Origin of the sequence: Streptomyces sp. NPDC100445, from assembly GCF_044759735.1 — a bacterium.
Classification (GTDB): Bacteria; Actinomycetota; Actinomycetes; order Streptomycetales; family Streptomycetaceae; genus Streptomyces.
On record NZ_JBIVZV010000018.1, the window covers coordinates 1 to 17,644 of the forward strand.

19 protein-coding genes are annotated in these 17,644 nt (G+C 72.4%); 13 read left to right on the top strand and 6 right to left on the bottom strand.

The genetic code is table 11. The features are described 5' to 3' along the window. Positions 1-147 precede the first annotated feature (147 nt). From ACIQVT_RS32890 to ACIQVT_RS32900, 3 genes are all read left to right on the top strand, one after another. Complete coding sequence (locus ACIQVT_RS32890) at positions 148-492, top strand: hypothetical protein (RefSeq protein ID WP_403762729.1); 345 nt, start codon at positions 148-150, stop codon at positions 490-492. A gap of 134 nt (positions 493-626) precedes the next feature. Continuing rightward, positions 627-1,733, top strand: coding sequence for an amidohydrolase family protein (locus tag ACIQVT_RS32895; protein WP_403762732.1), 1,107 nt, complete (start codon positions 627-629; stop codon positions 1,731-1,733). Positions 1,734-1,772: 39 nt separating this feature from the next. After that, positions 1,773-2,510 carry a nucleotidyltransferase gene (locus ACIQVT_RS32900; RefSeq protein WP_403762736.1) on the top strand — a complete coding sequence of 246 codons (738 nt, stop codon included), beginning with the start codon at positions 1,773-1,775 and terminating at the stop codon, positions 2,508-2,510. A gap of 111 nt (positions 2,511-2,621) precedes the next feature. Here the strand turns inward: ACIQVT_RS32900 and ACIQVT_RS32905 are convergent, their stop codons facing one another. From ACIQVT_RS32905 to ACIQVT_RS32920, 4 genes are read right to left on the bottom strand one after another with little or no spacing between them, the layout of a single operon-like run. Beyond that, a complete protein-coding gene (locus ACIQVT_RS32905) occupies positions 2,622-3,632 on the bottom strand; it encodes a heme A synthase (RefSeq protein WP_403762739.1) in 1,011 nt (336 codons plus the stop codon). A 34-nt stretch (positions 3,633-3,666) separates the two neighbouring features. Next, positions 3,667-4,383 carry an ABC transporter permease gene (locus tag ACIQVT_RS32910; RefSeq protein WP_403763135.1) on the bottom strand — a complete coding sequence of 239 codons (717 nt, stop codon included), beginning with the start codon at positions 4,381-4,383 and terminating at the stop codon, positions 3,667-3,669. A gap of 50 nt (positions 4,384-4,433) precedes the next feature. After that, positions 4,434-5,357, bottom strand: a complete 924-nt coding sequence (locus tag ACIQVT_RS32915) for an ABC transporter ATP-binding protein (protein WP_403762742.1) — start codon at positions 5,355-5,357, stop codon at positions 4,434-4,436. A gap of 31 nt (positions 5,358-5,388) precedes the next feature. Beyond that, complete coding sequence (locus ACIQVT_RS32920; RefSeq protein WP_403762745.1) at positions 5,389-6,207, bottom strand: aminoglycoside N(3)-acetyltransferase; 819 nt, start codon at positions 6,205-6,207, stop codon at positions 5,389-5,391. A 183-nt stretch (positions 6,208-6,390) separates the two neighbouring features. Here ACIQVT_RS32920 and ACIQVT_RS32925 point away from each other — a divergent pair, with 183 nt between their 5' ends. The 9 genes from ACIQVT_RS32925 (at position 6,391) to dapD (ending at position 14,092) form a co-directional block, all read left to right on the top strand. Next, the gene (locus ACIQVT_RS32925; protein ID WP_403762748.1) at positions 6,391-7,125 is read left to right on the top strand and encodes a helix-turn-helix transcriptional regulator; all 735 of its coding nucleotides are present in this window, start codon (positions 6,391-6,393) and stop codon (positions 7,123-7,125) included. Further along, positions 7,122-8,543, top strand: a complete 1,422-nt coding sequence (gene sufB, locus ACIQVT_RS32930; RefSeq protein WP_403762751.1) for a Fe-S cluster assembly protein SufB — start codon at positions 7,122-7,124, stop codon at positions 8,541-8,543. The genes ACIQVT_RS32925 and sufB overlap by 4 nt, the downstream gene beginning before the upstream one ends. 54 nt (positions 8,544-8,597) lie before the next feature. Beyond that, positions 8,598-9,818 carry a Fe-S cluster assembly protein SufD gene (sufD, locus tag ACIQVT_RS32935; protein WP_403762755.1) on the top strand — a complete coding sequence of 407 codons (1,221 nt, stop codon included), beginning with the start codon at positions 8,598-8,600 and terminating at the stop codon, positions 9,816-9,818. Next, on the top strand, positions 9,815-10,132 hold the full coding sequence (locus ACIQVT_RS32940) for a non-heme iron oxygenase ferredoxin subunit (protein ID WP_403762758.1): 318 nt from the start codon (positions 9,815-9,817) through the stop codon (positions 10,130-10,132). The genes sufD and ACIQVT_RS32940 overlap by 4 nt, the downstream gene beginning before the upstream one ends. Before the next feature lie 7 nt (positions 10,133-10,139). Beyond that, the gene (gene sufC / locus ACIQVT_RS32945; protein WP_403762761.1) at positions 10,140-10,904 is read left to right on the top strand and encodes a Fe-S cluster assembly ATPase SufC; all 765 of its coding nucleotides are present in this window, start codon (positions 10,140-10,142) and stop codon (positions 10,902-10,904) included. Next, positions 10,901-12,157: a cysteine desulfurase gene (locus ACIQVT_RS32950; RefSeq protein WP_403762764.1), complete on the top strand. Its 1,257-nt coding sequence runs from the start codon at positions 10,901-10,903 to the stop codon at positions 12,155-12,157. Before sufC ends, ACIQVT_RS32950 begins: the two co-directional genes overlap by 4 nt. A gap of 16 nt (positions 12,158-12,173) precedes the next feature. Continuing rightward, positions 12,174-12,641 (top strand): Fe-S cluster assembly sulfur transfer protein SufU, encoded by a 468-nt coding sequence (gene sufU, locus ACIQVT_RS32955; protein ID WP_403762767.1) that lies wholly within the window; start codon positions 12,174-12,176, stop codon positions 12,639-12,641. Then, entirely contained in the window at positions 12,638-12,970 is a 333-nt protein-coding gene (locus ACIQVT_RS32960) for a metal-sulfur cluster assembly factor (RefSeq protein ID WP_121789386.1), read from the top strand. The genes sufU and ACIQVT_RS32960 overlap by 4 nt, the downstream gene beginning before the upstream one ends. A 135-nt stretch (positions 12,971-13,105) precedes the next feature. Continuing rightward, positions 13,106-14,092, top strand: coding sequence for a 2,3,4,5-tetrahydropyridine-2,6-dicarboxylate N-succinyltransferase (gene dapD, locus ACIQVT_RS32965; RefSeq protein WP_403762771.1), 987 nt, complete (start codon positions 13,106-13,108; stop codon positions 14,090-14,092). Between the two features lie 38 nt (positions 14,093-14,130). Here the strand turns inward: dapD and dapA are convergent, their stop codons facing one another. Then, positions 14,131-15,057, bottom strand: coding sequence for a 4-hydroxy-tetrahydrodipicolinate synthase (gene dapA, locus ACIQVT_RS32970; RefSeq protein WP_403762774.1), 927 nt, complete (start codon positions 15,055-15,057; stop codon positions 14,131-14,133). A 178-nt stretch (positions 15,058-15,235) separates the two neighbouring features. On the opposite strand from dapA, the gene ACIQVT_RS32975 reads away from it, so the two are divergent. Beyond that, positions 15,236-15,715: a circumsporozoite protein gene (locus ACIQVT_RS32975; protein ID WP_403763138.1), complete on the top strand. Its 480-nt coding sequence runs from the start codon at positions 15,236-15,238 to the stop codon at positions 15,713-15,715. Positions 15,716-15,769: 54 nt separating this feature from the next. Here ACIQVT_RS32975 and ACIQVT_RS32980 read toward each other — a convergent pair whose 3' ends face one another. Continuing rightward, positions 15,770-17,596, bottom strand: coding sequence for an endonuclease/exonuclease/phosphatase family protein (locus tag ACIQVT_RS32980; RefSeq protein WP_403762777.1), 1,827 nt, complete (start codon positions 17,594-17,596; stop codon positions 15,770-15,772). Positions 17,597-17,644 lie beyond the last annotated feature (48 nt).

A 17,644-nucleotide genomic window follows, 5' to 3' on the forward strand; every position in this document is an offset into this window, starting at 1 on the left:
GTGGGGGGGGGTGTGGTGGGGGGGGGGGGGGGGGCCCCCCGCCGGGGGCGCCCCCGCCCCCCGGGGCGGCGGGGGGGGGGGGGGGGGGCCCCCCCCCCCCCACCCCTCCCGTCGCCGTTCCGCCTACCCGTCGGTAGCATCCTGGCCATGGCAGACACGGAGCAGGTTGACCCGAAGGCCGACGCCAAGGCCGAGCGCGCGGTGGCGAAGCTCGTCCGGCGGATCGGCGCGTTCTCCAAGGCCCACGGTGGCGCCGAGGGCCAAGTGGCCCACCTCGGCCAGCGCGGCGCCCGCATCGTCCTCGTCGGCGAGGACGGCGCCTGGGGGGACCTGGTGGCCCCCTCCCAGACCCTCGGGGAGCAGGCGGTGCGCGCGGCCGGCATCACGCTCCACGAGACCTTCGACGGCGAGTTCGCGGCGAAGGTGCGGACGGGCCCCTACGAGTGGAAGCGGATGGCCGGCATCCAGGTGGGCGGCCCCGCCAACGACTGAGCGGCCGCCCCGAGCGGCGCACCGGTCCGCCCGCGCGCCCCGGCGCGCGGCGCCGGACCCGGCCGCGACCTCGGACCCCGGTCACCCGTTAGGACGGGCAAGGCAGCACAGCGCGTCCGCACCGGGGAGCCGGAATGATCGAAACGCCGTCCCTCGTGGACCAGTACTGCCACGGCGTACTGCGGACCGAGCTGGGCCTCGGCACCTTCGAGGCCCAGCTGTCCCGCACCGAGGGACCCCCGGCGCCGGGCACCACCTTCTTCGACACCCAGACCGGCTTCGCCGTACGCCGCTGGTGCCCGCCCCTGCTCGGCCTCGAACCGCACTGCGCGCCCGCCCGCTACCTGGCCCGCCGCCGCGAACTGGGCGCCCTGGAGGCGGGCCGCCGCCTGCTGCGGGGCAGCGGCATCACCACCTACCTGGTCGACACCGGCCTGCCCGGGGACCTCACCGGCCCCGGCGAGATGGCCCGCGCGGGGAACGCCGAGGCCCGCGAGATCGTCCGGCTGGAGCCGCTCGCCGAGCAGGTCGCCGACACCTCCGGGACCGTCGAGTCCTTCCTCGCCAACCTCGCCGAGTCCGTGCACGGAGCCGCGGCGACCGCCGTCGCCTTCACCTCCGTCGCCGGGCTGCGCCACGGACCGGCCCTCGCGCCGGAACCGCCGGGACCGGGCGAGGTGCGCGGCGCGGCGGGCCGCTGGCTGGCCGGCCGGCGGGTCGGCGGCGCCCTCACGGACCCCGTGCTGCTGCGCCACCTGCTGTGGACCGCGGTCGCCTCGGGCCTGCCCCTCCAGCTGCACGCCGGCCTCGGCGCACCCGGCTCCCGCGCCGACCGCGCCGACCCCGCGCTGCTCACCGAGTTCGTCCGGGCCACGGCCGGCCTCGGCACCGACCTGGTCCTGCTGCACGGCTACCCGTACCACCGCCACACCGCCCACCTGGCCGGCGTCTTCCCGCACGTCTACGCCGACTCCGGCGCCGCGCTGGTGCGCACCGGCGCCCGCGCGGCCACCGTTCTCGCCGAGACGCTGGAGCTGGCCCCCTTCGGCAAGATCCTCTTCTCCACCGGCGCCCACGGGTTGCCCGAGCTGCACGTGGTCGGCGCCCACCTGTTCCGCGAGGCACTCTCCCGGGTGCTGGGCACCTGGGTCGCCGAGGGCGCGTGGGTGCGGTCGGACGCCCGGCGGGTGGCCCGGCTCATCGCGGCGGACAACGCGCGTCGGGTGTACGGGCTGGGATGACCCTTTACGGCCGCCCGCCCGGGCGCGGAGACTGGGCCGATGCGGACCGACGCCCTGCTCGACCGTTTCCTGCGCGACCTCGCGCCTCTGCGCCCCCTCGCCCTGTGGGCCCACGGCTCCCTGGCCGGCGGGGACTACCAGGAGGGGCGCAGCGACCTCGACCTCATCGCCGTACTCCCCGGGCCGCTCGGCATCGGACCGACCCGGCGGGTGGCACGGGTGCACCGCGGACTGCGCGGCACGCCGCTCGCCCGCAAGCTCCACTGCGGCTACCTGACCCCGGCCACCCTCGACGACCCCGGACGGCGGCACCTCGCCTGGGCGCACGACGGGCTGCTGCGCCGCCCGGTCACCCCCGTCACCCGACGCGAGCTGCACACCTTCGGCCGGGTGCTCCACGGGCGCGCGCCGGACGCGCTGCTGCCCGCGGTGCCGGACCCGCAGCTCACCGACTTCGTCGTGCGCGACCAGCGCGACTTCTGGCGGCCGGCGGTGGACCGGCCCCGGCGGTGGCGGCAGGACGTGTGGGTCGACCTGGGGCTGCTGACGCACGCCCGGGCCGCCGTCACCCTGCGCGAGGGGCGGCTGATCTCGAAGAAGGAGGCGCTCGCCGAGCTGCCCGGGCTGGGCGCGCCCGCCGAGGTCGTCGAGGACATCGCCCGGCGGCGCTACGGCACACCGGGCCCGCATGACCACTCCTGGCAGGTTCGCCGCGCCCGGCTGGCCCGGGACTACCTGGGCCCGGCGATCGACGCTCTCGTGGCCGCGTACGGGTGAGGGACCCGGTCGCCGCGCGCGGGGGTCAGGGCCTTTCGTTCGGATCAGGCCGGCCATGAGGTGCGGCGCCTGTCAGCCCCCGCGAGCCCGGCATGATCCGAACGAGAGGCCCTAGGCGCGGGAGCCGACCGCCACCTCGGCGGCGGGACCGGGCAGGTCCGCGACGAGCGCCGGCCGCTCCCGCAGCGACAGCAGCACGCGCAGGACCCAGATCCACATCACGGCGGAGCCCGCCATGTGCGCGGCGACCAGGGCCTCGGGGAGATGGGTGAAGTACTGGACGTACCCGATGGCGCCCTGGCCCAGCAGGATGAGGAACAGCTCCCGCGTCCGCGCGGCCGGCTCCTTCGGGGCGTCCACCGCCTTCAGCACGAACCACAGCGCGAAGGTGAGCGTGACCACGATCCAGGCGAGCACCGCGTGCAGCTTGGCGACCGTCTCCCAGTCGATCGGGATGCGCTCGACCTCGCTGGAGTCACCCGCGTGCGGGCCGGCCCCGGTCACCACCGTGCCCACCGCGATGAGCAGCGCCGACGCGGCCACCAGGACCCACACCAGCTGCCGCACCGCCGCGCCGACCAGCGGACGCGGGGCGCCGTCGCCCTCGCGGGCGCGCTGCCACGTCAGCGTGGCGACGGCGATCAGCGCCGAGGAGAGCAGGAAGTGCGCGGCGACTGTGTACGGGTTGAGCCCGACCAGCACCACGACGCCCCCGAGCACCGCGTTGCCCATGACCACCCAGAACTGCGCCCAGCCCAGCCGGGTCAGCGCGCGCCGCCACGGCTTCTGCGCGCGGGCCGCGACGATGGCCCAGCCGACGGCGGCGCACAGCACGTACGTCAGCATCCGGTTGCCGAACTCGACGACGCCGTGGAAGCCCATGGCCCGGGTCGTGGTCAGCGAGTCGTCGGTGCAGGTGGGCCAGGTCGGGCAGCCCAGGCCGGAGCCGGTCAGGCGGACGGCGCCGCCGGTCACGACGATCACCACCGACATCACGAGCGCGGCGAGGGCGGCCCGCCGGACGGTCCGGGGATCCGGGGTCCAGCGGTCGGCGATGAGGGCGAGCGGGTTGCGCAGGGCGGCCCGGGCGTCGGCGCGGTTCAGCTTTGGCACGCCCACCATGGTAGGCCGCCGCTTGTGCACGCGTTCACGAGGGTCACTCCCAGCGGAAGAACTTCCCGGCCGCGGCGAGCCCCGCGACCGCCCACACGGCGAGGATCCCGAGGTCGCCCCAGGGCATGCCGGCGCCGTGCTGGAGCACGTCCCGCAGCCCGTCGGACAGGGCGGAGATCGGCAGCAGGCCGAGCGCCTGCTGTCCCGCCGAGCCGAACTTCGCCAGCGGCACGATCACCCCGCCGCCCACGAGCAGCAGCAGGAAGACCAGGTTGGCGGCGGCCAGCGTGGCCTCCGCCTTCAGCGTGCCGGCCATCAGCAGGCCGAGGCCCGAGAACGCGGCCGTGCCGAGGAGCAGCAGCAGGAACACCGCGAACGGGTTGCCGTGCGGGGACCAGCCGAGGGCGAGGGCGATCGCCGTCAGCAGGATCACCTGGAGGACCTCGGTGACCAGGACCGACAGCGTCTTCGCGGTCATCAGGCCCCAGCGCGGCAGCGGCGAGGAGGCGAGCCGTTTCAGGACGCCGTAGCGGCGCTCGAAGCCCGTCGCGATGGCCTGCCCGGTGAACGCCGTCGACATCACGGCGAGCGCCAGGATGCCGGGCGCGAGGAAGTCGACGGCCTTGCCGGCGCCGGTGTCCACGACGTCGACCGAGCTGAACAGCACCAGCAGCAGGGCCGGGATGACGACCGTCAGCAGCAGCTGCTCGCCGTTGCGCAGCAGCATCTTCGTCTCCAGCGCCGCCTGCGCCGCGATCATGCGGGGGAGCGGGGCGGCTCCGGGGGCGGGGGTGTAGGTGCCCGTGGTGGTCACGCGCGCAGCTCCTTGCCGGTCAGCTCCAGGAAGACGTCCTCCAGCGTGTGCCGCTCCACCGAGATCCGGTCCGGCATCACCCCGTGCTGGGCGCACCAGGAGGTCACCGTGGCCAGCAGCTGCGGGTCGATCTTGCCGCCGACGCGGTAGCTGCCCGGGGTCGGCTCGGCGGCCGTGCAGTCGGCCGGCAGGGCCTTCAGCAGGGAGCCGACGTCGAGGCCGGGGCGGCCGGTGAAGCGCAGCGTGTTCTCGGCGCCGCCCCGGCACAGCTGCTCGGGGGAGCCCTGGGCGATGACCCGGCCGCCGTCGATGATCGCCACGTCGTCGGCGAGCTGCTCGGCCTCGTCCATGTGGTGCGTGGTGAGGATCACCGACACGCCGTCGGCGCGCAGGTCCCGCACCAGGTCCCAGGTGGCGCGGCGGGCCTGCGGGTCGAGTCCGGCGGTCGGCTCGTCCAGGAAGACGAGTTCCGGGCGGCCCACGACGGCCATGGCGAGCGCGAGGCGCTGCTGCTGGCCGCCGGACAGCCGGCGGTAGCCGGTCCGGCCGCAGGAGCCGAGGCCGAGGCGTTCGATCAGGGCGTCGACGTCCAGGGGGTGCGCGTGCAGGCGCGCGATGTGCCGCAGCATCTCGTCGGCGCGGGCGCCGGAGTAGACCCCGCCGGACTGGAGCATCACACCGATGCGCGGCCGCAGCCGCGCGGAGTCCCGCACCGGGTCGAGCCCGAGGACGCGCACCGTGCCGCCGTCCGGCTTCCGGTACCCCTCGCAGGTCTCGACGGTCGTCGTCTTCCCCGCCCCGTTGGGGCCGAGCACGGCGGTCACGCCCGGCCGGGCCACCAGGTCGAGGCCGTTCACCGCGGTCTTCGTGCCGTACCGCTTCACCAGGGCCTGGACCTGGACCACGGGCTCGCTTCGCATGAGTCCAGAGTCTAGGGAGAGCGCCGGCCCGTCAGACGGCCGGGTGCGGGAAATCCTCCTCCCGGGGGCGGTGCAGCACCAGCCACCGCTCGGCGTAGGCCACCGCGTCGGCCAGGGGGAACAGCCGTACGTCCGCCGCGCCCACCGTGCCGCGCACCACCGGCCGGTCCCGTTCGAAGTCGTGTCCCAGCTCGTCGAACCGGGCGGAGTCGATCGACACCTCGGTCACGGTCTCCCAGCCGCCGCCGCCGGGGGCGGGCCGGCCGACCCGCACACGCGGTGCCGGTGTCCGGTACTCGGCGAGGTGGAAGGCGGTGCAGGAGTCGTAGCCCGCGCCGAGCAGCAGCACCCGGGCGCCCAGTTCCTCCAGCCGGGCCAGGGGGCTCTGCTCGCCCAGCCGGCAGTCGGGGGCATGACCGTCGGTGATCGCCCGCGCCTGCCGGCCGAGTGCCGCGAAGGAGGTCTGCGGGTGGGCGCTGCGCCAGGCGTCCGGCCAGTTCCGCACCGTCTCGGGGATCACGCCGACCCCGCGCGTGGGCGTGGTCCGGGGGTCGTACGGGGGCATGGTCGCCCGGATCCGGTCCCACCACTCCTCGGGCACCGGGGGCCTGCTCCACGACGCCGGGTCGGACAGCTGGGCGGACTGGGCGGGGACGACGAGCGTGCCGGACGGGCCGAGCGCGTCGAGGAGGCCCTGGACGACCGCGACGGCCCCTCCGTTGACCCAGCCGAGGGAGCTGAGGGAGGAATGCGCGAGGAGGATCTCGCCGGTCTCGACACCGAGCAGCCGCAGGCCCGCGGCGATGCCGTCCCGGGTGACGAGAGGGCCGGTGGGAGGGGGTGTGGGCATGCTCCGGAAGTCTTCCCCACGGGGCGGGGCGCCGCCACCGGTTTACTCGGCGGGCACACCCCCGGCGAGCGGTCGGAGATCGTTTCCGCAGGTGGGATTAGGTTCACCTAAGTGACGCAGTGCACCGGCCGGTGATCCGGACGCCGCTTGTCAGTCCCCGCGGAATTACGCAACAATGGCGTTGTGAAAAACGTCGGCGAGGCTCGGGAGACCCCGGTGGGGACCCCGCAGGAGGAGCTAGCGACCGGTGAGCGCTCGACGCGCAACCGGGTCGCGCGGTCCATCCTGGACCACGGGCCGTCGACCGTCGCCGAACTCGCCGGCCGGCTGGGACTGACCCAGGCGGCCGTACGGCGTCACCTGGACGCGCTGGTGGCCGACGACGTCGTGGAGGCACGCGAACAGCGGGTCTACGGCGCGCGCACGCGCGGCCGCCCCGCCAAGGTCTTCGCGCTCACGGACTGCGGCCGGGACGCCTTCGACCAGTCCTACGACAAGCTCGCCGCGGACGCCCTCCGCTGGATCGCCGAGCAGGGGGGCGGCGCCGAGGCGGTCGCCGCCTTCGCCCGCGCCCGGATCGTCGCGCAGGCCAGCGCCTACCGCGAGGCGATCGAGGCCGTGGCCCCCGACAAGCGGGCCGAGGCGCTGGCCAGGGCCCTGAGCGCGGACGGGTACGCTGCAACGGCGCGCAGCGCACCGGTCGGCGAGCAGCTCTGCCAGCACCACTGCCCGGTCGCCCACGTCGCGGAGCAGTTCCCGCAGCTGTGCGAGGCGGAGACCGAGGTCTTCGCCGAGCTGCTGGGTACCCACGTCCAGCGACTGGCGACCATCGCCCACGGCGACGGCGTCTGTACGACGTTCATCCCCGAGAATTCCACTGACGCACCTGCAAGCACGGCCGGGAGGAACCCCGCATGACTCTCCCCACGGAGACTGCTCACCCCGAACTCGAGGGCCTGGGCAAGTACGAATACGGCTGGGCCGACTCCGACGTGGCCGGTGCCTCCGCCAGGCGCGGCCTGAACGAGGACGTCGTCCGTGACATCTCGGGCAAGAAGTCCGAGCCGGAGTGGATGACGAAGCTGCGCCTGAAGGGCCTGAAGCTCTTCGAGAAGAAGCCCATGCCCAACTGGGGCTCGGACCTCTCGGGCATCGACTTCGACAACATCAAGTACTTCGTGCGCTCCACGGAGAAGCAGGCGGAGTCCTGGGAGGACCTGCCCGAGGACATCAAGAACACCTACGACAAGCTGGGCATCCCGGAGGCCGAGAAGCAGCGCCTCGTCGCCGGTGTCGCCGCCCAGTACGAGTCGGAGGTCGTCTACCACCAGATCCGCGAGGACCTGGAGGAGCAGGGCGTCATCTTCCTCGACACCGACACCGCCCTGAAGGAGCACCCCGAGCTCTTCAAGGAGTACTTCGGCACCGTCATCCCGGTCGGCGACAACAAGTTCGCGTCGCTGAACAGCGCGGTGTGGTCCGGCGGCTCCTTCATCTACGTGCCGAAGGGCGTGCACGTCGAGATCCCGCTCCAGGCCTACTTCCGCATCAACACGGAGAACATGGGCCAGTTCGAGCGGACCCTGATCATCGTCGACGAGGGTGCCTACGTGCACTACGTCGAGGGCTGCACCGCCCCGATCTACAAGTCGGACTCGCTGCACAGCGCCGTCGTCGAGATCATCGTCAAGAAGAACGCCCGCTGCCGTTACACGACCATCCAGAACTGGTCGAACAACGTCTACAACCTGGTCACCAAGCGTGCCGTGGCCTACGAGGGCGCGACCATGGAGTGGGTCGACGGCAACATCGGCTCCAAGGTGACGATGAAGTACCCGGCCGTCTACCTCATGGGCGAGCACGCCAAGGGCGAGACCCTCTCCATCGCCTTCGCGGGCGAGGGCCAGCACCAGGACGCCGGCGCCAAGATGGTCCACATGGCGCCGAACACGTCGTCCAACATCGTCTCCAAGTCGGTGGCGCGCGGCGGCGGCCGCACCTCCTACCGCGGTCTGATCGAGATCGGCGAGGGCGCCGCGGGCTCCAAGTCCAACGTGCTGTGCGACGCGCTGCTGGTGGACACCGTCTCCCGGTCCGACACGTACCCGTACGTCGACGTCCGCGAGGACGACGTGTCCATGGGCCACGAGGCCACCGTCTCCAAGGTCTCCGACGACCAGCTCTTCTACCTGATGAGCCGCGGCCTCTCCGAGGACGAGGCCATGGCGATGATCGTGCGCGGCTTCGTCGAGCCGATCGCCAAGGAGCTGCCCATGGAGTACGCCCTGGAGCTGAACCGGCTGATCGAGCTTCAGATGGAAGGCGCGGTCGGCTGACCCGCCCCATCCACCGGCAGACGTCTCACTCAGAAAGAGAGCACCACGACAGCCATGGCTGAGGCCCAGAACTCCCCCACTCTCGGCGCCGCTCGAGCGGGGGGACCCCCGCCGGCGGGTTCCACCACCGCCGGCTCGATCGCGGTCGCCGCGGAGTCGACCGTCGTCTCGCGCATGAGCGCGCCCCCGTCCTTCGACGTGGCGGACTTCCCGGTCCCGCACGGCCGCGAGGAGGAGTGGCGGTTCACCCCGCTGGAGCGGCTGCGCGGTCTGCACGACGGCACCGCCACCGCGGACGGCGACGGCGTGAAGGTCGACGTCCGGGCCCCCGAGGGCGTCACCGTCGAGACCGTCGGCCGTGACGACGCGCGGATCGGCCGGGCGGGCACCCCCGTCGACCGGGTCGCCGCGCAGGCGTACTCGGCGTTCGGGAAGGCCTCGGTCGTGACCGTGGCGAAGGAGACCGTCCTCACCGAGCCGGTCCGCATCGCGGTGCACGGCCAGGGCGGCACCGCCTTCGCCCACCAGGTGATCGAGCTGGGCGCCTTCGCCGAGGCCGTCGTGGTCATCGACCACACCGGTGACGCCGTGCTCGCCGCCAACGTCGACTACGTCCTGGGTGACGGCGCCAAGCTGACCGTGGTCTGCGTCCAGGACTGGGACGACAAGGCCGTCCACGTCGCCCAGCACAACGCGCTGATCGGCCGCGACGCCTCCTTCAAGTCCGTGGTCCTCACCTTCGGCGGCGACGTCGTCCGCCTCCACCCGCGCGTGGCGTACGCCGGCCCCGGCGGCGAGGCCGAGCTGTTCGGCCTGTACTTCACCGACGCCGGACAGCACCAGGAGCACCGCCTGCTGGTCACCCACAACGCCCCGCACTGCACCTCGAACGTGGTGTACAAGGGAGCGCTCCAGGGCGAGAGCGCGCACGCGGTGTGGATCGGTGACGTCCTCATCGAGGCCAGCGCCGAGGGCACGGACACCTACGAGATGAACCGCAACCTGGTCCTCACGGACGGCGCGCGCGTCGACTCCGTGCCGAACCTGGAGATCGAGACCGGCGAGATCGTCGGCGCCGGCCACGCCTCCGCCACCGGCCGCTTCGACGACGAGCAGCTCTTCTACCTGATGGCCCGCGGCATCCCGGAGCGCGAGGCGCGCCGCCTGGTGGTCCGCGGCTTCTTCGCCGAGCTGGTCCAGCAGATCGGCGTCACCGACATCGAGGAACGCCTGCTCGCCAGGATCGAGGACGAGCTGGAGGCTTCGGTCGCATGACCTTCGTACGCGTCTGCGGGCTGGGCGAACTGGCCGAGGACACCCCCAAGCGCGTGGAGATCGCCGGCACGCCGGTCTCGGTCGTCAGCACCGGGGGCGAGGTGTTCGCCATCAACGACATCTGCTCCCACGCCAACGTCTCCCTCTCCGAGGGTGAGGTGGAGGACTGCCAGATCGAGTGCTGGCTGCACGGCTCCGCCTTCGACCTGCGCACCGGCAAGCCGTCCGGCCTCCCCGCGACGCGCCCCGTCCCCGTATACCCCGTAAAGATCGAAGGGGACGACGTTCTCGTCTCCCTCTCCCAGGAGTCCTGAGGCACCCATGGCAACGCTTGAAATCCGAGACCTGCACGTCACCGTCGAGGCCGACAACGCCACGAAGGAGATCCTCAAGGGCGTCGACCTCACCGTGAAGCAGGGCGAGACGCACGCCATCATGGGCCCCAACGGCTCCGGCAAGTCGACGCTCGCCTACTCCCTCGCGGGTCACCCGAAGTACACGATCACCAGCGGCAGCGTCACCCTCGACGGCGAGGACGTCCTGGAGATGTCCGTCGACGAGCGGGCCCGCGCCGGCCTGTTCCTGGCGATGCAGTACCCCGTCGAGATCCCCGGCGTGTCGGTCTCCAACTTCCTGCGCACCTCCGCCACCGCCGTCCGCGGCGAGGCCCCCAAGCTGCGCACCTGGGTGAAGGAGGTCAAGGAGACCATGGAGCGTCTCCACATGGACCCGTCCTTCGCCGAGCGCAACGTCAACGAGGGCTTCTCCGGCGGTGAGAAGAAGCGCCACGAGATCCTCCAGCTGGAGCTGCTCCGGCCGAAGTTCGCGATCCTCGACGAGACCGACTCCGGCCTGGACGTCGACGCGCTCCGCATCGTCTCCGAGGGCGTCAACCGCGTCCACGGCACCGGCGAGGTCGGCACCCTGCTGATCACGCACTACACGCGCATCCTGCGCTACATCAAGCCCGACCACGTCCACGTGTTCTCGGCCGGCCGCATCGTCGAGTCGGGCGGCCCCGAGCTGGCGGACAAGCTGGAGAACGAGGGCTACGAGGCATACGTGAAGGGTGGCGCATCCGCGTGACACAGCTGCCGGGCCTCCTCGACACCGAGGCGATCCGCAAGGACTTCCCCGTCCTGGACCGTGTGGTCCACGACGACCGGAAGCTCGTCTACCTGGACAACGCGGCGACCAGCCAGAAGCCGCGCCAGGTACTGGACGCCCTGAGCGAGTACTACGAGCGCCACAACGCCAACGTCCACCGCGGTGTGCATGTGCTCGCCGAGGAGGCCACGGCGCTGTACGAGGGCGCGCGCGACAAGGTCGCGGACTTCATCAACGCGCCCAGCCGCGACGAGGTGATCTTCACCAAGAACGCCTCCGAGTCGCTGAACCTCGTGGCGAACATGCTGGGCTGGGCCGACGAGCCCTACCGCGTGGACCACGAGACCGAGATCGTCATCACGGAGATGGAGCACCACTCCAACATCGTGCCGTGGCAGCTGCTGTCGCAGCGCACGGGCGCGAAGCTGAAGTGGTTCGGCCTCACCGACGACGGCCGCCTGGACCTGTCGAACATCGACGAGATCATCACCGAGAAGACGAAGATCGTCTCCTTCGTGCTGGTGTCGAACATCCTGGGCACGGTCAACCCGGTCGAGGCGATAATCCGCCGCGCCCAGGAGGTCGGCGCCCTGGTCTGCATCGACGCCTCCCAGGCCGCCCCCCACATGCCGATGGACGTACAGGCCCTCCAGGCCGACTTCGTGGCCTTCACCGGCCACAAGATGTGCGGCCCGACCGGCATCGGCGTCCTGTGGGGCCGCCAGGAGCTGCTGGAGGACCTCCCCCCGTTCCTGGGCGGCGGCGAGATGATCGAGACCGTCTCGATGCACTCGTCCACCTACGCCCCGGCGCCCCACAAGTTCGAGGCGGGCACGCCCCCGATCGCGCAGGCGGTCGGGCTCGGCGCGGCGATCGACTACCTGAACGCGATCGGCATGGACCGGATCCTCGCCCATGAGCACGCGCTGACGGAGTACGCGGTGCGGCGCCTGGCGGAGGTCCCGGACCTGCGGATCATCGGCCCGACGACGGCCGAGGACCGCGGCGCGGCGATCTCCTTCGCGCTCGGTGACATCCACCCGCACGACGTGGGCCAGGTCCTCGACGAGCAGGGCATCGCGGTCCGGGTCGGCCACCACTGCGCCCGCCCCGTCTGCCTGCGCTACGGAATTCCTGCGACCACGCGAGCGTCGTTCTACCTGTACTCCACGCCGGCCGAGATCGACGCACTGGTCGACGGTCTGGAGCACGTACGGAACTTCTTCGGCTGAGGGGCGTGCTGAAAAGGTGAAGCTGGACTCGATGTACCAGGAAGTCATCCTGGACCACTACAAGAACCCGCACGGGCGTGGTCTGAGGGACGGCGACGCCGAGGTGCACCACGTGAACCCGACGTGCGGCGACGAGATCACCCTCCGTGTGCGGTACGAGGGCTCCAAGGTCGCGGACGTCTCGTACGAGGGCCAGGGCTGCTCCATCAGCCAGGCCAGCGCGTCGGTGCTGAACGAACTGCTGGTCGGCAGGGAACTCGGCGAGGCGCAGAAGATCCAGGAGACCTTCCTGGAGCTGATGCAGTCCAAGGGTCGGATCGAGCCCGACGACGCGATGGAGGAGGTGCTGGAGGACGCGGTCGCGTTCGCCGGTGTCTCCAAGTACCCCGCGCGGGTCAAGTGCGCCCTCCTCAGCTGGATGGCGTGGAAGGACGCGACGGCCCAGGCACTGAGCGGCGCCGACGCCGAAAGGAAGACCGCATGAGCGACACCGTCGAGATGAAGCCGGCCTCGGAGGAGGAACTCCGCGAGGCCCTGATGGACGTGGTCGACCCCGAGCTGGGCATCGACGTCGTCAACCTGGGCCTGATCTACGGCATCCACGTCGACGACGCGAACATCGCGACCATCGACATGACCCTGACCTCGGCGGCCTGCCCGCTGACGGACGTCATCGAGGACCAGGCCAAGTCCGCGACGGACGGCCTGGTCAACGAGTTGCGCATCAACTGGGTGTGGATGCCGCCGTGGGGTCCGGACAAGATCACGGACGACGGCCGCGACCAGCTGAGGGCGCTCGGCTTCAACGTCTGAGCCACCCGCCTGCGCGGCGGAACGTGCGGGAAGGGGCCACGGCGGCGCGCCGCGGCCCCTTCCCGCACGTCCGGGGCAACCGGCACGTGAGACGCGGTTCGCCCTCGGCGGCCCGCCCGCGTTAGGTTTTCCCCCATGACCGACTCTGCTTCCCGCACCACCGGCGCCGTCGCCGCCGGCCTCGCCACGATCGCCTCCGACGGCACCGTGCTCGACACCTGGTTCCCGGCCCCCGAACTGGTCGAGGAGCCCGGCCCCGCCGGCACCGAGCGGCTGTCCGCCGAGCGGGCGGCGCAGCTGCTGGGCGGCGGCGCCACCGCGGCGACCGGCCCCGACGCCCGCCGGGGCGTCGAGGTCATCGCGGTCCGCACGGTCATCGCCTCGCTGGACGACAAGCCGGTCGACGCGCACGACGTCTACCTGCGCCTGCACCTGCTCTCCCACCGCCTGGTCCGGCCGCACGGCCAGAACCTGGACGGCATCTTCGGCCACCTCGCCAACGTCGCCTGGACCTCGCTGGGCCCGGTCGCCGTGGACGACATCGAGAAGGTCCGCCTGAACGCCCGCGCCGAGGGCCTGCACCTCCAGGTGACCTCGATCGACAAGTTCCCCCGCATGACGGACTACGTCGTGCCCAAGGGCGTCCGCATCGCCGACGCCGACCGCGTCCGCCTCGGCGCGCACCTCTCCGCGGGCACCACCGTCATGCACGAGGGCTTCGTCAACTTCAACGCCGGCACCCTCGGCACGTCGATGGTCGAGGGCCGCATCTCCGCGGGCGTCGTGATCGGCGACGGCTCGGACATCGGCGGCGGCGCCTCCACCATGGGCACCCTGTCCGGTGGCGGCAACGTCGTCATCTCCGTCGGCGAGCGCTGCCTGATCGGCGCCGAGGCGGGCGTCGGCATCGCCCTCGGCGACGAGTGCGTGGTCGAGGCCGGCCTCTACATCACCGCGGGCACCCGCGTCACCATGCCCGACGGCCAGATCGTCAAGGCCCGCGAGCTCAACGGCGCCTCCCACATCCTCTTCCGCCGCAACTCGGTCACCGGCACGGTCGAGGCCCGCCCGAACAACGCGGTCTGGGGCGGCCTGAACGACATCCTCCACCACCACAACTGACCCACCCCGGCACGGCACGGGGGTGCGCCGAGCGGTGATCACCGCCCCAGAAGCGCCTCGTACCGTGCCACCAGCCCGTCGGCCGCCTCCCGGCCGGCGGGCAGCAGTGGCGCGCGTACCGGACCGGCGGGGAGGCCGAGGCGACCCAGCAGGGCCTTGGCGGTGACCGTGCCGGGCAGTCCCGCGCCGGTCATCGCCTCGGTCAGCGGCACGGCGGCCAGCTGGAGCCGGGTCGCGCGCGCGGCGTCGCCCGCGTCGAACGCGTCGAGGATCGCGGCCATGTGCGCCGGTACGGCGTTGGCGACCGTGCTGACACAGCCCGCCGCGCCGACCGCGTACAGCGCCAGCACGTGCTCGTCGCAGCCCGCGTAGTAGGCCAGCCCGGTACGCGCCAGCACCTTCTGGGTGCCGAGGAAGTCGTAGGAGCAGTCCTTGACGGCCACGATCCGCGGGTGCGCCGCGAGGCGGATCATGGTGTCGGGCTCGATACGGGTACCGGTGCGGCCCGGGATGTCGTAGAGCATCACGGGCAGTCCGCAGCCGTCCGCGACCTGGCGGAAGTGGGCGGCCACGGCTTCCTGCGGGGGCCGGCTGTAGTACGGCGTCACCACCAGCACGCCGTCGGCGCCCGCCGTCCCGGCCGCGCGCGCCAGTTCCACCGTGTGCCGGGTGTCGGCGGTACCCACGCCCGCGACCAGCGCGGCCCGCCCGCCGACCGCCTCCCGCACCGCGGCGACCAGTCGGGCCTTCTCGTCGTCCGTGGTCGTGGGCGACTCGCCGGTGGTGCCGTTCAGGACCAGCCCGTCGCAGCCCTCCGCGACCAGGCGCACCGCCAGCCGCTGGGCACCCTCAAGGTCGAGCGCGCCGTCCTCGGTGAACGGGGTGATCATCGCGCACAGGGAGCGGCCGAAGGGCGGAGCGGGGTCGGGTGCGGTCGTGGCGGGCGTGGTGGTCGGCAGGGTCATGGGAGCAGTGTCGGCGCCGCGGCGATGAAGCTCCACTTAATTTTTCTTCGGGATATCGATAAGTGTTGCTGAGAGGTCGAGTCCCGCGTCGTCCCGTGCGTCGGCACGTGGCTGAGGATCTTCGGGTCGGGTACCCGGTGCGCACGGACCATGGCTCGATCAGGGAAAGGGCATGCCGATGACGGACCGCGACCCGCACGGATCGGGCGCCAAGGGCCCCGACGAGCTGCGACAGCAGATCGAGGAGAGCAGGAGCCGGCCGGCGGACGGGGCCGATGTGAAGGGCCGGGCCCGGGCGCGGGCCGCCGACCTGAGGGACAGGGCCGGCGCCATGACCGTGCAGCTGCGCGAGAGCGCCGCGCACGCCGGGCACGACGTGCAGGACCGGGCGGCCCGGGCCGGCCACGGGGCCCAGGAGCGGATGACCCGGGCCGGGCACCTGGTGCAGGAGCGGGCCGCCGAGCGGGGGCACTCCCTCCAGGACCGGGCGGCGCGGGCGGGCCGCACCGTGGCGGACGACCAGCGGGTGCCGCGCCCGGTGCGGTCCGCCGTGGACGCCGCGCTGCGGCACCCGGGGCCCGCGCTGATCGCCGGCGCGGCGGGCGCGGCCGTCGTCGCCGGGGCCGTGGTCGGGTTCCGGGCGGTCCGGCACGGGTGAGCGGGGTACGGCGGGGCCGGCCGGACGGGACGTCCGGGCGGCCCCGCCGCCGTGTCACGGTCGGAAGCGCAGCACCTGCGGGTCGTGGTCGCTGATCTGGTCGTGGAACTCCGAGTTGATGTGCACGCTGTCGTACTCGAAGTCGCCGCCGTGCCGGATCTTCGGGCTGATCAGGATCTGGTCCAGGACCTGTTCGTTGCCCTGGTAGTCGTAGGTGTACCGCTCACTGCGCGGCAGCGACTTGATCGCCGACCACAGCTCGCCGCCGCCCTCGAGGATCTTCGTGGTGCCGGAGAACTCGAAGTCGTTCATGTCGCCGAGGGCGATGACGTCGGCGTTCTTCTGCGCGGACAGGATGTCCTTCACGAACGCGTTGACCGCCGTCGCCTGGGCGTGCCGCTGTACCTCCGAGCTGCGCACCGGCGGCTGGTACTGCGCGGCCAGCCCCTGGTCGCCGCCTTTGGAGTTGAGGTGGTTGGCGATCACGAAGACGGTCCGGCCGCGGAAGACGAACTCGCCGGCGAGCGGCTTGCGGCTGCTCTTCCAGGCCGCGTTCTGCGGGTCGATCCGTCCGGGCGAGATCGTCAGCCGCGCCTTGCCGCGCACCTTGGTGACGCCGGCCGCGGTGGTGGCGTCGCCGCCCGCGCGGTCCGTGAACGACACCCGCGCGGGGTTGAACAGGAACACCTGGCGGATGTTGCCGCCGGGCTCGCCGCCGTCCTGGTCGTTGACCGGGTCGATCGTGCGCCAGTCGTACTTCGGGCCGCCCGCCGCGACGATGGCGTCGATCAGCTTGCGCACCGTCTCGCCGGAGTCGACGGTGCCGTCGTCCGTGGCGCCGTTGTCGTCCTGGATCTCCTCCAGGGACACGATGTCGGGCGAGCGCAGGTTGTTCACGATCGCGGAGGCGTGCGAGGCGAAGGTGGTGTCCGACGGGTCGAGGTTCTCGACGTTGTACGTCGCCACCGCCAGCTCGCGGCCCGACTGGCGCCGCGTCGTCTCGCGCTGGAGGCCGCCGCTCTCCAGCGTGCCCAGCGTGCTCGCCACAAGGGTGTAGCCGCCGAACTGGTTGTAGTCCAGCGGGCCGGTGGTGGTGCCGGCCAGGGTGTCGCCGACGTTCGCCTTCGGGAAGTCGGCGGTGGCGCCCAGTGACTGTATCTGGAGCCGGCCGGTGTTCTGGGAGTCGTAGGAGCCGTACACCGTGCCGCCGCGGCGGTTGCGGTGCTCGTGCGGCTTCACCGTGACCCACAGCTCGCTGTACGGGTCGGTCGCCGTGACGACCCGGGCGTCGCGCACCTGGACGGCCATGCCCTCCAGGGACTCGTAGTAGTCCAGGGCGTACGCCGACGGGTCGAGCGGGAGAGCGTTGACGGAGCCGTTCGCCGCGGTGTCGCCGTCCGGGGCGTACGCGTCGGGCACCGCGTCCTCGTCGACGACGACCGGAGCCGGGACGGCGTTGCCGGCGGAGACGGTGGTGACGACCGGCTTGGTGATCTCCGTCACCGACTGATTGCCGGACGAGGTGCCGCCCGGGACGTACTCGGAGACCGTGCCGGTCACGGTGACCGAGTCGCCGACCGACACCTTCGGCGCGGAGCTGGTGAAGACGAACACGCCCTCGCTGGTGGCGGGGTTGTCGTCGGGGGTGGCGTCCTGCATCCAGAAGCCCCGCGACGAGCCGTAGCCGCGGGTGGCCGTGACGATGCCGGGCACGTCCGTCACCTTCTGGCCGGCGAACGGGGACACCCGGGTGGTGCCCTGGATGTCGTGGATGCGCACCGCGTCGGCGTGCGCGGGCGAGGTGAGGACGACGGCCGACGCGGCGGAACAGACGGCGGCGACGGTGAGCGCGGCGAGGCGCGCGGAAGACCTGCTCGGCAAGGGATCCCTCCGGGGACGTGCGTGAGCGCCGGGACGAGAGTGGAACGG

Excerpts from the sequence above, each read along its gene's own strand:
- ACIQVT_RS32890 (WP_403762729.1), top strand. The coding sequence starts at position 148 with ATGGCAGACACGGAGCAGGTTGACCCGAAGGCCGACGCCAAGGCCGAG.
- ACIQVT_RS32895 (WP_403762732.1), top strand. The coding sequence starts at position 627 with ATGATCGAAACGCCGTCCCTCGTGGACCAGTACTGCCACGGCGTACTG.
- ACIQVT_RS32900 (WP_403762736.1), top strand. The coding sequence starts at position 1,773 with ATGCGGACCGACGCCCTGCTCGACCGTTTCCTGCGCGACCTCGCGCCT.
- ACIQVT_RS32905 (WP_403762739.1), bottom strand. The coding sequence starts at position 3,632 with ATGGTGGGCGTGCCAAAGCTGAACCGCGCCGACGCCCGGGCCGCCCTG.
- ACIQVT_RS32910 (WP_403763135.1), bottom strand. The coding sequence starts at position 4,383 with ATGATCGCGGCGCAGGCGGCGCTGGAGACGAAGATGCTGCTGCGCAAC.
- ACIQVT_RS32915 (WP_403762742.1), bottom strand. The coding sequence starts at position 5,357 with ATGCGAAGCGAGCCCGTGGTCCAGGTCCAGGCCCTGGTGAAGCGGTAC.
- ACIQVT_RS32920 (WP_403762745.1), bottom strand. The coding sequence starts at position 6,207 with ATGCCCACACCCCCTCCCACCGGCCCTCTCGTCACCCGGGACGGCATC.
- sufB (WP_403762751.1), top strand. The coding sequence starts at position 7,122 with ATGACTCTCCCCACGGAGACTGCTCACCCCGAACTCGAGGGCCTGGGC.
- sufD (WP_403762755.1), top strand. The coding sequence starts at position 8,598 with ATGGCTGAGGCCCAGAACTCCCCCACTCTCGGCGCCGCTCGAGCGGGG.
- ACIQVT_RS32940 (WP_403762758.1), top strand. The coding sequence starts at position 9,815 with ATGACCTTCGTACGCGTCTGCGGGCTGGGCGAACTGGCCGAGGACACC.
- sufC (WP_403762761.1), top strand. The coding sequence starts at position 10,140 with ATGGCAACGCTTGAAATCCGAGACCTGCACGTCACCGTCGAGGCCGAC.
- ACIQVT_RS32960 (WP_121789386.1), top strand. The coding sequence starts at position 12,638 with ATGAGCGACACCGTCGAGATGAAGCCGGCCTCGGAGGAGGAACTCCGC.
- dapD (WP_403762771.1), top strand. The coding sequence starts at position 13,106 with ATGACCGACTCTGCTTCCCGCACCACCGGCGCCGTCGCCGCCGGCCTC.
- dapA (WP_403762774.1), bottom strand. The coding sequence starts at position 15,057 with ATGACCCTGCCGACCACCACGCCCGCCACGACCGCACCCGACCCCGCT.
- ACIQVT_RS32975 (WP_403763138.1), top strand. The coding sequence starts at position 15,236 with ATGACGGACCGCGACCCGCACGGATCGGGCGCCAAGGGCCCCGACGAG.